The following is a 15,391-nucleotide window of genomic DNA, read 5'->3' as shown; positions in this document are numbered from 1 at the left end:
GAACCGACTTGGCGAGTGACCCCGGGATGAAGCTGACGTGACCGGTAGTGTTCCATCCTCTTGACGTTACAGGAGGGGTTTGATCTCCAGCAAGAAGCGGACATTGCGGTCTTAGGAGGCGCTCCAGCTCGTTCAGGGCTGGAGCGCCTTCTCTTTTCAGTGAGTGGGCGAGTGCTTCCTATTGAACCGTGACGGTGTAAGCGCCCGTGCCCGAGGCGGCTCCCTGCACGCGGACATAGTGGGTGCCACCTGCCGCGGTGCTGGTGAAGGTGGCAGGGCCCGCGCCGGTATAGAGCACCGTCGTCTGGTTCGGGGCATACACGGTGAGCGTGAGGGCGATGCCCGTCGGAGTCAGCGTGTACCCGGTGCTGGATGCGAGGTTGACGGCGAAGAAGTCCAGGTCGCTGGCGATCTGGATGTTGCCAGCCGTGGCGGTCCCCAGCGTGAGCGCGGTGGCTCCCGTGAAGGTGTCCGAGTGCTCATCCACGCCACGGTCATTCAAGCGGTAGGCGTAGGGGCCCAGCACGCTGTTGCCGGAGATGACCTTCACGAAGTAGGTGCCCGCGGCAGTGAACCGCCGAGTCAGCTGCGCGTTCGTAGAACTGCTGGTGTCGGAGGCCAGCTCCGTGCCTGCCGCGTTGTACAGGAACAGGTCACAGTCGAAGCTGCTCGTGGTGCAGAAGAAGTCGAAGGTCTGGCCTGCCGCGGCGGTAAAGGAGAACCAGTCCTGGTCTGCCGTCACCTCGATGCTCGCGTTGGTGCTGGTGGTGGAAGGCACGACGGGCGTGGCCGTGGCTTGAGTGTCTCCATGGTCATCCACCCCGAGATCACGCAGCTGATACGTGTAGCCGTTGGTGGAGAACCAATCGGCGGCCACCGCCCTCAGGTAGTAGGTACCACCCGTGGTCATCCTCATCCGAACGCGAGCCGTGGAGGACGAGGCGGTGTCCGAGCGCAGCAGGTTGCCCGCCGCGTCATACAGGTACGCGTTGCAGTCGATGAACGCGGCATTGCAGGTGAACTCGTAGACGTGGCTGGCCTCCGCCGTGAAGGAGAACCAGTCCACATCCCCACCCGCCTCGAACACGGCGGGGGTGCTGCTGGTGGAAGGAGCGATGGGCGTGGCCGTGGCCTGCGTATCTCCATGGTCGTCCACGCCCACGTCGACCAACCGGTACGTGTAACCGTTGGTGGAGCCCCAATCGGCGGCCACCGCCCTCAGGTAGTAGGTACCTCCCGTGTTGAACTCCATTCGCACGCTCGCGAGTTTGCCCGTGGAGGTGTCTGAACGCAGCAGGGTGCCCGTTGCGTCATACAGGTACACGTTGCAGTCGATGAACGCGGCATTGCAGATGAACTCGTAGATGTGGCCCGTCTCCGCCGTGAAGGAGAACCAGTCCACATCCCCACTCACCTCGAACAGGGCCGGGGTGCTGGTGGTGGAAGGCACGATGGGCGTGGCCGTGGCCTGCGTATCTCCATGGTCATCCACCCCGAGATCGCGCAGCTGATACGTGTAGCCGTTGGTGGTGCTCCAATCGGCGGCGACCGCCCTCAGGTAGTAGGTGCCTCCCGTGGTGAACTCCATTCGCACGCTGGCGGCGTTGCTCGTGGAGGTGTCCGAGCGCAGCAGGGTGCCCGTCGCGTCATACAGGTACACATTGCAGTCGATGGACGAGGGGCTGCAGGTGAACTCGTAGATGTGGGCTGCCTCCGCCGTGAAGGAGAACCAGTCCACATCCCCACTCACCTCGAACAGGGCGGGGGTGCTGGTGGTGGAAGGCACGATGGGCGTGGCCGTGGCCTGCGTATCTCCATGGTCATCCACCCCGAGATCGCGCAGCTGATAGGTGTAGCCGTTGGTGGAGTACCAATCGGCGGCGACGGCCCTCAGGTAATAGGTGCCACCCGTGGTGAACTCCATCCGCACGCGAGCGGTGGAGGACGAGGCGATGTCCGAGCGCAGCACGGTGCCCGTTGCGTCGTACAGGTACGCGTTGCAGTCGATGAGCGAGGCAATGCAGATGAACTCGTAGACGTGGCCTGCCTCCGCCGTGAAGGAGAACCAGTCCGCATCCCCACTCACCTCGAACAGGGCGGGGGTGCTGGTGGTGGAAGGCACGATGGGCGTGGCGGTGGCCTGCGTATCTCCATGGTCATCCACGCCCAAGTCGACCAACCGGTACGTGTAGTGGCTGGTGGTGTAGGTGGCCCAATCCGTAGCCACTGTCGCCACATAGTAGGTACCGCCCGTGGTGAACTCCATCCGTACACGGGCCGTGTTGCTCGTGGCGGTGTCCGACAGCAGCAGCGTGCCCTCCGCGTCATACAGGTACGCGTTGCAGTTGACGTACTGGGCCGCGCAGGTGAACTCGTAGATGTGGCCCGCCTCCGCCGTGAAGGAGAACCAGTCCACATCCCCACTCACCTCGAACCGGGCGTTGATGCTGGTAGCGGAGGGAGCGATGGGTGTGGCGGTGGCCAGTCTGTCCCCGTGGTCATCCATTCCCAGGTCCCGGAGCCGGTAGGCGTACGCGCCAAACGAACTCCCTGGCTGAATGCGGAAGTAGTACGTGCCCGCCGTGTTCAGCTCCGCCAGCACTGACGCGGACGTGGAGTTGGTGGTGTCGGAGAGGATCACCGTCCCTTCCGCATCCATCAGCACCAGGTCACAGTCGAACGCCGAGGCAATGCACTCGACCTCGTAGATGTGCCCGGCCACCGCCTCGAACGAGAACACGTCCACATCCCCCGACGCGTCGATCCGTGCATTGACGGAGGTGGAAGACGGCGTCACCGCTGTGGCATCGGACCGCGTGTTGCCGTGGTCGTCCGTTCCCAGGTTCTTGAGCTGGTAGGTGTAGGCGCCCAGCGTGGCCGTGCCGCTGTAGACCCTCACGGAGAAGGTCCCCGCGGCCCGAACCAGGTACGTCACCTTGGCCGAGCTGCTGCTGCCCGTGTCCGACTGCACCGCCGTACCGTTGGAGTCATAGAGCACCACGTTGCAGTCGATGGCGCTGCTGGAGCAGCTGAACTCGTAGGTGGTGTTCACCGAGGCGGAGAACGAGAAGTAGTCCAGGTCTCCCAGCGTCTCGAGCTGGCCTGTGCTGGCGGTGGCGGACGGGGTGATGAGCGTCGCCGTGGCGAGCGTGTCTCCGTGGTCGTCCACCCCGAGGTCCTTGAGCTGGTAGGTGTAGCCTCCGATCACGGTGGTCGAGGCGTTCCCGAACAGCAGCCGCAGGTAGTAGGTCCCCTCGGTCCCGAACTCGTAGACGACCTTGGCGGAGGAGGACGAGCTGTTGTCCCGGATCAGCACGTCTCCCGTGCCATTCACCAGCTCGAGGTCACAGTCGCCCGCGGCCCCCGTGCAGGTGAACTCGTAGATGCGGTTCGCCGTGGCGCTGAAGGCGAAGACATCGACATCCCCGGACGTCTCGATCTGGCCCGTGGCGGCACTCGCCATGGGAACGAGGAGGGTCGCGGTGGCCGGCGCATCGCCATGGTCATCCAGCCCCAGGTCCCGCACCCGGTACGAGTAGTTACCGAAGGTGGTGGTGCCCGGCTGGATGCGGAAGTAGTACGTGCCCGCGGTGTTCAGCTCCAGGCGCACCCGGGCCGTCGTGCCCGAGCCCGTGTCGGAGGCGATGACCGTGCCCGTGTTGTCCATCAGCACCAGGTCGCAGTCGATGGTCGTGGTGGTGCATTCGACCTCGTAGATGTGCCCGGCCACCGCCACGAACGAGAACACGTCCACGTCCGTCGCGGAGTCGATCCGCCCATTGCTGAAGGTGGTGGACGGGGTGACGGCCGTGGCGTTGTCGAGGGTGTTGCCATGGTCATCCGGTCCCAGGTTCTTGAGCTGGTAGGTGTAGTCACCGGTCGTCGTGGTCCCGCTGGAGGCCTTCAGGAAGAAGGTGCCCGCCGTGCGCACCACATACGTCACCTTGGCCTCGCTGCTGCTGCCCGTGTCCGACAGCAGCACGGCGCCGCTGGCGTCGGAGAGCACCACATCGCAGTCGATGGCACTGCTGGAGCAGCTGAACTCGTAGGTGGTGTTCACCGCTCCCGCGAACGAGAAGTAGTCCACATCGCCGAGCGTCTCCACCCGGCCCGTGCTGCTCGTGGTGGAGGCCGTGATGAGCGTAGCGGTGGCCCGGGTATCCCCGTGGTCGTCCACCCCAAGGTCCACGACGCGGTACGCGTAGGTGCCCACCGTGCTGGAGGCGCTGGCCAGCCGGAAGTAGTAGGTCCCCGCGGCGCCCACCTCGTAGACGACCTTCGCATGGGTGCCGCTGTTGGAGTCCAGCACGGCCCCCGCCGCGTTCAGCAACTGCAGCTGACAGGTCAGCTGGGTGCTGGTGCAGGTGATTTCGTAGATGTGGTTCGCGAGCGCGTCGAAGGAGAACACGTCCACATCCGTCGGCGTGTCGATCCGACCGCCTGCCTCGGGAGCCCCCACGCCCACCGGCGTCGCGGTGGCGGGAGTGTCACCATGCTCGTCGGTGCCCAGGCTCACGAGCTGATAGCCGTAGCTCCCCGTGCCCACCGGCGTGCTCTTCACGTGCAGGAACCAGGTTCCCGCCTGGGGCAGCCGGTAGACGATCCGCGCGTTGGCGGTGGTGTCGGTGTCGGACGCCACGGTGCCGCCGCTGGAGTCCACCAGCAGCACATTGCAGTCCACCGAGGTGCCGGTGCAGGTGAACTCGTAGGTCTCATCGGCGGAGCCGGTGAAGGAGAACACGTCCACGTCGCCCGGAAGCTCCAGCCGGCCCGAGCCCGAAGCAGGTGCCGTCAGCGCCGTCGCGGTGCCCGAGGTGTCCCCGTGGTCATCGAAGCCCAGGTCCTCCAGCCGGTACGTGTAGCTCCCGACGCCTTCCGAGGAGAGCCGGAAGTAGTACGTCCCCGCCTGCGCGTACTCATGGACGATGTAGCCCGTGCCTCCGTTGTTATCGACGGCCAGCACGTTGCCCGCCGCATCGGAGAGGCTCACGTGGCAAGCCGTGGTCCCTCCGCTCGGGCTGCAGGTGAAGGCATAGATATGGCCCGCCTGCGCCTGGAACGAGAAGACGTCCACGTCTTCCGGATGCTCGAAGCCACCGTCCGCGGGCGGCGCGTCGATGATCACCGGGGAGGACTCGGTAGGCCCATCCCCATGGTCATCCACTCCCAGATCCGTCACGGTGAAGGTGTAGCCCGCGCGCAGGCTCCCCGTGGGCTCCTGGAGCCGCAGGAAGTAGTCCCCGGTGATGGTGATGCGCGTGAGCGCCCTCGGCGCCACCTGCTGGCTGGAGACCACCACCGTCGTCTGGTCGGGCGCGATGAGCTCGAGCCGCAGCGAGTCGGTGCTCGTGGCGCTCCACGCCGCCTCGAAGCGGTAGCTGTGGCCCGCCGTGAGCGGCAGCTTCACCACATCCCGATCCCCCTCGAACTGCAGCGCCCCGGACACCGGGGTCCCGCTGGACACGTTCAGCCGGGTGGCGAGCGACGGCTCATCCGCGAAGTCGTCCTCGCCCAGATCCACGATGGAGAGGGTGTAGGCCCCCGTCTCGCCGCTGACGAAGGCGCGGATCCGGAAGAACAGCACTCCCGACGCTGCTGCCTTGTGGACGAGCTTCGCCACTGCCTGCCCACGATGGTCCGACGCCAGCACCGTGGTGCCGTCCGCGGCGTACACATCCAGGTTCAGCCGCGCGCCCGCCGCCCCCGTGGCGACGGCCTCGTAGACGTGCCCCGCGACGGCGGTGAGCTTCAGCCAGTCCTCATCGCCCACGGGGCTCAGCGTGTGCTCCTCGTTCAGCGTCCCGCTGGCGCCCACGGCGCGCGCGAGCGCCGGGCACTCATCGGGCTCGAAGGCGTCTCCCTCGGAGTGCTGCCCCGTACAGGAGACGGTCTGCTCCGGCTTGCACGCTTCGCCGTCCGGCACATAGCCGCTCACGCACGCGCAGACCGCCTGGCCGTTGGACACACTGCAGTCCGTCTTGTTCGGCTGGGTGCAGGGGTTCGGCTCGCACGGGCTGGGGATGATGCAGGCGCCTCCTGGCCCCTCTTGGGTTCCCGGATTGCACTCGCAGACGGCCTGGCCGCTCACGTTGTGGCACACCCCGCGGTTGGGCTGGATGCACGGATTCGGCTCGCAGGGGTTCTTCGGCGGCTCGTTGTCCTTGACGCAGGTCAGCCCCTCCGCGTGGTAGCCCGAGTCACACTCACAGGCTGCTCTCCCCGCGTCGTCGATGCAGCGCCCCGCGCCACAGGTGAGCCCTTCACACGGATTCAGCGGCTCTTCTCCGCCGGAACAACCTGCGATGCTCAAGGTGAATGCCAGCGCACACAGCGCGAGGAACGTACTCTTCAGATGACGGCTCATAAGTTGTGCTTTCTCGTCCAGTCAGGACGAGGCCCTTCTCCCAAGGGATGTTCGGAAGCGGACGTAAGCAAAAACCTCTTATTCACTCCCGGTGCAGCTATTCTTCAGAAGATGCGCGGCTTCATGGGCGTACTGGCGGTGCTCCTGCTCGTGGCCGGCTGTGCCGACTCCGGTGGAGGAGGCCCGGATGGAGGACCTGACGCGGGTCCGACCGAGAACACCGCCCCCGCCTTCACGGAAGCCCACCAGTCCGCCAGCAGCGTGATGGCCGAGGGAACTGTCACCTTCCAAGTGACAGCCCAGGACGCCGAGAGCAGCGAGCTCCAGTTCTCATGGGTGGCCAGTCATGGCTCCGCCGGAGCCCCCACGAGCACCGGGACCACCAGCGAGGTGACGTGGACGGCCCCCTTGTGTCTACCCGCGGGCACCGTCGTCACCGTCACCGTCACCGTCACGGATGCTCAGCAGGGTACTGCCTCCCGGTCCTTCACGGTCTCCGTGACGGCCTGCCCGACACCCTCCGTGGCCGCGGGAAACGCCCACTCGTTGGCCTTGCGCGCCGACGGCACCCTCTGGTCCTGGGGCGACAACACCCAGGGTCAGCTCGGAACAGGGGCGGCTTCCAGCCCACCTGCCATTCGCCCCACCCAAATCCTGGCGTTGAAGGATCTCCGCGCTGTCGCCGCGGGAGGGACCCACTCCCTGGCCCTGCGGGCCGATGGCACGGTCTGGGCCTGGGGGAACAACTCCGAGGGCCAGCTCGGCAACACCGGTCCCGCCTCCCAAGCCATGCCGGCCCAGGTGGCGGAGCTGAGCGGCGTCACCGCCCTCGCCGCGGGAACCCAGCACTCGGTGGCTCTCCGTGAAGACGGTACGGTCTGGACCTGGGGGGACAACGGCGAGGGCCAGCTGGGCCAGGCGTCTCCTCTTTCCCGACCCACTCCCGGACAAGTCCCCCAGCTGAGCAACATCATCGCCATCGCCGCGGGCGAGGCACACACCCTGGCCCTCCAGGATGACGGCACGCTCTGGGCATGGGGCCAGAACAGCTACAGCGAGTTGGGAGACGGGACGCGCAACTCCCGAGCGACTCCAGGCAAGGTCGTCGAGCTGACTGGCGTCACCGCCGTCGCCGCTGGCGAGAACTTCTCCATGGCGGTGCGCTCGGACGGAACCGCCTGGGCCTGGGGCTACAATGGCCTCTCCATCTCCAACTCGGCCACGCAAGTGCCGGAGCTGTCGCAGATCACCGCCGTTGCCACCGGAGGCAACCACGCGCTGGCCTTGCAGCAGGACGGCACGGTCTGGGCCTGGGGGGAAAACGCCTGGGGCCAGCTCGGCATCGGGCAGGGCGCCCACTCGGGCACCCCCAGGAAAGTGGTGGATTTGGCCCAGGTCACGGCGCTCGCGGCGGGAGGAAACCACGCGTTGGCCGTGCGAGCCGATGGCACCGTTCGCGCCTGGGGCCAGAACACCTCCGGACAGGTGGGCAGGGGCATACCCGCGGAACGGCACACGCCCTCGCAGCTCGCTGCCCTGATCGGGGTCACCGCCCTGTCCGGTGGCTCGGGCCATGCGCTGGCCCTGCGCAGTGATGGCACGGTCTGGTCCTGGGGCAACAATGTCTATGGGCAGCTCGGTGCCCTGAGTGAATTGAGCCGTGCAACCCCCGCGCAGGTGGCGGAGCTGGCAGGCGTCTCCCAGGTTGTCTCGGGAAGCCTCTCCTCCATGGCCCTGCTCAATGACGGCTCCGTCCTGGCCTGGGGCTACAACCACTTCGGACAGCTCGGAGACGGTTCCACGATCGACCGATTCACCCCCATCCCGGTCTCTGGGCTCACCCAGATCACCCAGCTGGCCGCGGGCGTCTACCACGCGCTGGCGCTGCGCAGTGACGGCACCGTCTGGGCCTGGGGCTTCAACAACTCCGGGCAGCTCGGTCTTGGGACGACCACCCAACGCTCCACGCCCGTCCAGATTCCGGGCCTCACCCGCGTCACCGCCATTTCCGCGGGCTTCTTCCACTCGATGGCGGTGCGCAGCGATGGAACGGTCTGGACGTGGGGCGGCAACACCTCCGGCCAGCTCGGAGACGGGACAGTCACCCAGCGGCTCAGTCCCGTCCAGGCCTCGGGACTGACGGGCGTGCTCGCCGTCGCGGCGGGGAGCCAACATTCGCTGGCCCTGCGAACCGATGGCACGGTTTGGAGCTGGGGCGCCAACTACAATGGGCAGCTGGGCGATGGGACGACCAGCATCCGGCTCACGCCTGCGCGGATCGATGGGCTGGTCAGCATCATCGCCGTGGCCGCGGGCTCTGGCCACTCCCTGGCCCTGAGCGACACGGGCACTGTCTGGACTTGGGGCAACAACGCCAACGGACAGCTCGGCGATGGAACGACCACCCAGCGGACCACTCCGACGCAGGTGCCCCAGTTGCTCGACGTCATTGCCATCTCCGCAGGCGCTCTTCACTCGCAGGCCGTGAGGAACGACAACACAGCCTGGGCGTGGGGCTCGAGCGACAACGGGCAGCTCGGTGACGGGAGCCAGGGGCGCTACTACGTCCCGGTGGAGTCCCTCTTCCCCTGACAGGGGACGCTGTGAAGCAACGCCCTGAGGGGGCACCCGCTCAGCCCGAAGTAACGCGCCCGCCGATCTCTGGGAAGCGCTCATACACGCGCATGAGCGCCGCAAGGTGCATGGGGTTGTCGAGATCGAGTGGGGCATCCGTGAGCCGAACGATCCACCCGCCGCTCGTAGTGCGCCGCGCCCGAGAGAGTAGGTCCGCGTCACGCGAGGGGGCCGGAAACCCAATGGCGCCTGCGGCAGCGGCAGACCAGTAGTTGAGCCATCCGAGGCGATGCGGAATCTCAGACGAGCGGATTTTCTCTGGGAACTTGAGCGCAGGCAGCCCCCGAGGAGGACCTCCTGGTTTATGCACCGGATCAGTCGTTTGTCGCGCGATCTCCACCCCGGCGCTGAACGGAGTCGCATGTCCCCACAGCGCGCGCGCTCCTTCTGCCACGCCTTCGAGCAACTCCGTCGATGCCGTGAGCACGGCCCCGTCCAGTGGCAGGTTTGCATGGACTTCAAGCAGGGGCTGGCCGCCTGGGCTGAGGCGTGCCGGTTTTCCCCATCCCGTGACCGTCACAGGGTACCCCTCGTCGCCGTTGCACACGAGAGGGAATCCGCCGCTCTGGGTTCCTTCGACGAGCCACGCATCACGCTGCGGCAACGCGATGGGCTTCCCCTCCGGAGAAACCTTCCACTCCAAACGCAAGCCGGGAAGCGCTCGCTCCATGCCATGGACTACCGCGAGCGAGCGACCGTCATTGCCCACGAGCGCAGGAGCGTAGACGATGAGAAGGAGTGAATTTTGTTCGGTCATCGCTCGCACCCCGTGACGACGAGGGTGAGAGAGGGCTCGGCTGCCTCCAGCACGTCTTTGTGGGCTTGGGTGCTCACCCCAACGACGAAACCATATCCACATGACGCCGCGATGTTTCGAGCTTCCACCAGTTCGACCACCTGATCTCTGGTCACCTGACCCCGCAGAAAGCCACTGTACGTTTCAAATCGATGGGTCTTGATCTCCCATAGTACACGCACGCCGACTTGCAGCGCATCAAAGCGCTTGCCGCCAACGAGCACGTCATTGCCGGGGTAGCGGTTCGGCGGAAACGTGTCGGCGCACTCGTTATGTGGGTCGTCTTCGCCCGCGTGAGGAACCGGGATGGGCTCGCACTCCGGGCGGCGGCGCTCCGCGGTCACCGGGGCAGGTGGGTCCCTCCTGTTCGCTCTGGACCTCTCCGGTGTGGGGTCCGCTTCCGGTTCCTGCGAGGCCCGAGGAGCGTCTCCGGCCCAAAGGCCCGGCTCCCGGGTGGGCGGCAACACGCGCTTGTGTGGGCTGCGCGGCAGGGGCTGGGGACGAACCTGCCCTGGCTGCCCGGGGGTGGGGAGGCCCGTGCCGGGCACAGGGGGTGGGCGTACAGGCGCCCAAGCGTAGGTCTCAGGCGCCTCTTGAGAGGTGGCGCACCCCGCTACGACTCCGGCAACGGCAACGGCTTGGCGGAGTGCGCTGCAAGTTTGGAAGTTCATTCCACGTCCTTTCATCGAAGAGGGGGCTGTGCGGGTCGCAGTTGGGCCAGTTCCCGTCGGGAAGCTGTCAGCATGCGCTGACAGCTTGATCCGGGGGCGCGCGCGTCGGACAGCGCCAACTCGGCCCCGGTATCAGCTCGACGTCCCCCGTCCTGAAGGGGGCAAGACGGTCGGCTGTAGTAGCAGGCTTCAGGCACACGCGAGGGACGGGCATACTGCTCGAATGGAATCCATCATTCTCGCAGCGCTCTTCGGGGCATTGGTGACATGGCTCGTCCTCAAAGAGAAGGCTGCTCCCTCCGCTGAGCCGAAAGTAGTTGATGCTGATGCTGAGCTAACGAGGAACGATCTTTCGATGGAGGCTGAGCGCACGCTGCGCGCCAGCGAGAAGAAAATGAGTGATCTCATCAGCTTGGTATTCGCCGTGCGCAAGCTTCGAACGGAGTTCAGCGATAACCTAGTCGTCAGCCAGGACAAGGAGTTGACGAAGGCTGAAGAAGCAGCCTTGCACCGTGCACTCGACGCAGCGACCTTCTACCTGTACGTGGCGCAGAAGAATCGTATCTACTTTACAGGGCCGTAAAGAATCATACCGAAACAGGCTCTACGAAGCCTTTACTACAACTGTAGTACCAGGCAATGGGGGGAGCTGGGCCCGGTGGAGCATCTTGGTGATCCTGCGCGACGTGACAGATGAAGACTTGCCGATTTTCTTCGAGCACCAACGGGACGCAGTCGCGCTGCGCATGGCCGCATTCCCGTCGCGGGAACGCGATGCCTTCCTGACCCACTGGCGCACGAGGGTTCTCCGCCCCGAGAACGTGACCCGCACCATCGTCATGGGCGGCCGGGTCGCTGGGTACATCGGCAGTTGGGAACAGGACGGCAAGCGCCTCGTCGCCTATTGGATGGGTCGCGAGCACTGGGGCAAGGGCATCGCGACACGGGCGCTCTCGGAGTTCCTCGTGCTCGAGCCGATTCGTCCGCTCCATGCGTGGGTCGCTGTCCACAACGTCGGGTCGATCCGCGTCCTCGAGAAGTGCGGCTTCCGCATGGTGGCCCAGGAGAACCCGCAGCACGCGGACGGAGTGGCTGAGGTGCTCATGAGGCTGGGGCCGAACCCCACCTCGCCTTGAAGCAGTGGGGCACCGGTGTTCAACGCCGCCCCGTCTCCCTCAGGCTGCGAGGAGGTGCTCCAGAAGCGTCTTGATGCCGAGCCCGATGAGGACGAGGCCACCAAGGATGTCGAGCTTGCCTTCGAGCGCCTCGCCGAATCGACGGCCGACACTCACCCCCAGGAAGCACAGCGCGAAGGTCACCCCGCCGATGATGGCGGCCGCCGTCGCGATGGAGACGTTGAGCGATGGCAGCGTCACCCCCGCGGCCAGCGCGTCGATGCTGGTGGCAACCGCCATGATGACGAGCCGCCCTGGATGAAACGGGCTGCGCGCGTTGGACGCCTTGCCGGCCTTCCGTACGTCTCCTTCTCCCGGATGGTGGTGGGTGTACGCCTCATGAAGCATCTTGGCCCCAATGCCTCCGAGGAGCACGAAGGCGAGCCAGTGGTCCCAGGCGGAGATGGCGTTCGCGAACTGGGCACCCACGGCCCAGCCGATGGTGGGCATGAGTGCCTGGAAGAAACCGAAGAGGAAGGAGAGCAGGAGGGCATCGCGCGCCCGGACGCGTGGAGCCGCGACAGCACTCGCGATGGAGACGGCCGTGGCATCCATCGCCAATCCCAGCGAGAGGAGCAGCAGGGTCATCAGGGGCATGTGAGGTCCTCTACCAGCTTGGCCACGACTTCGGGACTCCGACTCATGGGGCCCTCCGAGCCGCGAGACGTTGACCCACACGCTCCTGGACACCATGCACCAGCGCGTAGAAGGTGGGCAGGGCCAGCAGCGTGAAGACGGTCGAGGTCAGCAGCCCCCCAACCATGACCACCGCCAGGGGGCGTTCGATCTCGGTGCCATGCAGCGGCAGCACCAGCAGCGGCAACAGGCCGAGGATGGCCGTGCCCGCCGTCATCAGCTTGGGGCGCACGCGACCGATGCTCGCCTCGCGCACGGCCTCGGGGAAGGGCTTGCCCTCGGCCATGAGGCTCTTCGTCTGTGACACCAGCACGAGGCCGTTCTGCACCGCGATGCCGAACAGGCCGATGAGGCCCACGAGGCTGGAGACGTTCCACGTCTCGCCCGCGATGAGCAGCGCGAGGATGCCGCCCACGAAGGCGTCTGGCAGCGTGGCCAGGATGACGAGCGCCTCGGCCAGCGAGCCTAGCGCGAGGTACAGGAGGACGAAGACGGCCAGCAGCGCCACCGCGATGGCCATCACCAGCGACTGCGCCGCGCGCTCCTGACTCTCCACCCGGCCGCCCACGTCGATGAAGTAGCCGGTGGGCAGCTTCAGCTCCTGGGAGAGTCGCTCACGTATCTCCGCGGCCGTGCTCCCCAGGTCGCGTCCCGAGACGCCCGCCTCCACGGCGATGCGGCGGCTGCCGGCCTCACGGCGCACGCTGCCCGCACCGAATGTTTCCTCGATGGTGGCGAGCTGGCTGAGCGGAATCCGCGTGCCGTCGTGCCCGTCCACCAGGAGGTTGCGCAAGTCCGTTACATCTCCCCGGTGGTGATCGGCCAGCCGCAGCACCAGGTCGAAGCGACGCTGGCCCTGCCACACCTGGGATGCCTCCTGCCCGACGAGCCCCACGCGCACCGCTCGGATGACATCGCCCGGAGTGAGGCCCACTCGAGCCACGGCAGCCCGGTTCACCTCGATGCGCAGTTGCGGCAGTCCGCTGAGCTTCTCCACGCGCAGGTCTTCCACGCCTTCCACCCGCGACATGACGGCGCGGGCCCGCTCACCCAACTGGGCGAGCGTCTCCAGGTCCGGGCCGAAGATGCGGACCGAGACATCGGCGGGGCTGCCGCCCAGGCCCTCGTCGATGCGCATGCCCAGGGGCGTGGTGAAGAGGGCGGACACTCCAGGCACCTTCTCCACCGCCTCCCGCATCTCCGCCTCCAGCCGCTCCAGGCTCTTCTTCCTGTCCGGCTTGAGCACCACCAGCACGTCCGAGACGGTGTGCGGCATGGGGTCCTCCGTGCGCTCGGCCCGGCCGGTGCGGCGCACCACGTCCTCCACCTCGGGGAACTCGCGCAGCACGTCCTCCATGCGGTGGTTGAGCCGGTCCACCTCCTCCAACGACGCCTCGGGTGGCAGCATCGTCTGGATGAGCAGCGCGCCCTCGTCCAGCCGGGGCATGAAGTCGCTGCCCACGGCAAAGGCCAGCGCCAGGGCAGGCACCGTGATGGCGAGCGCCACCACCCGAACCCGCCCCGCCCGCCGCATGCAGGCGTCCAGCAGCGGTGCGTACCCCGCCTTCACCTTGCGGATGAGCCACACGTCCTCTTGCTGCCCCTGCTTGCGCGGCCGGAGGAAGAGGCCGGAGGCCACTGGCACCAGCGTGAGGGCGAGCGCCAGGGAGGCGGCGAGGCACGCCACCACGGTCGCCGCGAGGGGCTGGTACATGCGCCCCTCGATGCCCGTCATGGCGAAGAGGGGAATGAAGACGGAGACCACGATGAGGGTGGCGAAGGTGATCGGCCGGCCCACCTCCACCGAGGCCGAGAGCGCTTCCTTGCGCCGAGCCTGCGGGTCCGCTCCGGTGTGGAGCCGGTGGACGATGTTCTCGGTGACGATGATGGCCGCGTCCACCAGCAGGCCCACCGCGACGGCCAGTCCCCCCAGCGTCATGGTGTTGATGCCGATGCCGGTGGCCTTCAGCAGCAGGCCCGCCAGGGCCAGGGAGAGCGGCAGCGTGAGGGTGACGATGATGGCCGCGCGCCAGTCCCCCAGCAGGCCGAAGAGGACAAGCACCACGAGGAAGGCTCCCAGGAGGATGGCCCGGCTCACACCTCCCAGCGCGGAGCCCACCAGCTCCGATTGGTCATAGACGACACGCAGGTGCACGCCCTTGGGGAGGCTCTGTTGCACTTCCGTGAGCGCCTCGCGTACACCCGCCGCCACCCGCATGGTGTCCGCGCCAAACTGCTTGATGACGCGGCAGCTCACCACCTCGCCCTTGAGGCGGTGGGCCAGCCCCCGGCGAACGGCAGGGCCCTCGCGCACGTCGGCCACGTCGCCCAACAGCACGGGCGTTCCCCCGCGCATGGCCACCACGGTGCTGCGCAAATCCTCCAGCGTCTGGGCGCGGCCCACGGCACGCACCGTCCACTCCATGGGCCCTTGCACCACGAAGCCGCCGGAGGCGTTGAGGTTGGCGCCCTCCAGGGCGTGCTCCACCTCGTCGAGGCTGACGCCGCGTGCGGCCATTGGCTCCAGGTCGAGCTGCACCTGGAACTGCCGCAGGTAGCCGCCCAGCCGCTCGACGCCCGCGACGCCTGGCACCGCGAGCAGCCGGTTCTTCACCTCGAATTCGGCCAGGTCCCGCAGCGTCATCAGGTCCACCGTTTCCGGCTCGGCCTCCAGGGTGAACTCGAACACCTCGTTGAGCCGGCCGGTGAGGCTGGAGACGAGCGGCGTGTCCGTGCCGGGCGGCAGCTCGGTGTTGGCCGCCGCCACGCGCTCGGCCACGAGCTGGCGGCTGCGGTAGTAGTCCGCGTCCGGCTCGAACTCCACCGTCACCTGGGTGACGCCGAGCTGAGAGGTGGAGCGGATGCGGCGCACGTCTGGCAGGCCCGCCAGCGCCACTTCCATGGGCATGGCCACCGCCGTCTCCAACTCCTCCGCGCCCATGGCCGGGTTCTGCACGATGACGTTGAAGATGGGAGCGGACAGGTCCGGGAAGACGTCCCGGCGCAGGCCCCGGAAGGCCATCGCACCGAAGGCCGAGAGGGCCAGGGCCAGCACCAAGGTGAGGCCGGGCCGGGAGAAGGAGGCCTGGAGGATTCGAGCAATCATGGTTCGCGT

General features: G+C 67.0%; 8 protein-coding genes. 3 read left to right on the top strand and 5 right to left on the bottom strand.

Features of this window, described 5'->3' with window-relative positions:
• Positions 1-178 precede the first annotated feature (178 nt).
• Positions 179-6,364 carry a pre-peptidase C-terminal domain-containing protein gene (locus SYV04_RS22240; protein WP_321547869.1) on the bottom strand — a complete coding sequence of 2,062 codons (6,186 nt, stop codon included), beginning with the start codon at positions 6,362-6,364 and terminating at the stop codon, positions 179-181.
• A gap of 123 nt (positions 6,365-6,487) precedes the next feature.
• Between SYV04_RS22240 and SYV04_RS22235 the strand changes: the two genes are divergently transcribed.
• A complete protein-coding gene (locus SYV04_RS22235) occupies positions 6,488-8,956 on the top strand; it encodes an RCC1 domain-containing protein (RefSeq protein WP_321547868.1) in 2,469 nt (822 codons plus the stop codon).
• Between the two features lie 40 nt (positions 8,957-8,996).
• On the opposite strand, the gene SYV04_RS22230 is transcribed toward SYV04_RS22235, so the two are convergent.
• Together SYV04_RS22230 and SYV04_RS22225 are read right to left on the bottom strand one after the other, a co-directional pair.
• A complete protein-coding gene (locus SYV04_RS22230; RefSeq protein ID WP_321547867.1) occupies positions 8,997-9,755 on the bottom strand; it encodes a DUF5953 family protein in 759 nt (252 codons plus the stop codon).
• Positions 9,752-10,138: a DUF6310 domain-containing protein gene (locus SYV04_RS22225; RefSeq protein WP_321547866.1), complete on the bottom strand. Its 387-nt coding sequence runs from the start codon at positions 10,136-10,138 to the stop codon at positions 9,752-9,754. Before SYV04_RS22225 ends, SYV04_RS22230 begins: the two co-directional genes overlap by 4 nt.
• Positions 10,139-10,688: 550 nt before the next feature.
• Here SYV04_RS22225 and SYV04_RS22220 point away from each other — a divergent pair.
• Positions 10,689-11,048 (top strand): hypothetical protein, encoded by a 360-nt coding sequence (locus tag SYV04_RS22220; protein WP_321547865.1) that lies wholly within the window; start codon positions 10,689-10,691, stop codon positions 11,046-11,048.
• Between the two features lie 88 nt (positions 11,049-11,136).
• Entirely contained in the window at positions 11,137-11,601 is a 465-nt protein-coding gene (locus SYV04_RS22215; RefSeq protein WP_321547864.1) for a GNAT family N-acetyltransferase, read from the top strand.
• 39 nt (positions 11,602-11,640) lie between these two features.
• On the opposite strand, the gene SYV04_RS22210 is transcribed toward SYV04_RS22215, so the two are convergent.
• On the bottom strand, positions 11,641-12,237 hold the full coding sequence (locus tag SYV04_RS22210) for a manganese efflux pump MntP (protein ID WP_321547863.1): 597 nt from the start codon (positions 12,235-12,237) through the stop codon (positions 11,641-11,643).
• A gap of 43 nt (positions 12,238-12,280) precedes the next feature.
• Positions 12,281-15,382: an efflux RND transporter permease subunit gene (locus SYV04_RS22205; protein ID WP_321547862.1), complete on the bottom strand. Its 3,102-nt coding sequence runs from the start codon at positions 15,380-15,382 to the stop codon at positions 12,281-12,283.
• Positions 15,383-15,391: the final 9 nt, after the last annotated feature.

Source organism: Hyalangium ruber (assembly GCF_034259325.1).
Taxonomy (GTDB): Bacteria; Myxococcota; Myxococcia; order Myxococcales; family Myxococcaceae; genus Hyalangium_A; species Hyalangium_A rubrum.
Note: the sequence above shows the minus strand (reverse complement) of the source record. Positions and strands in the feature narration are given on the sequence as shown.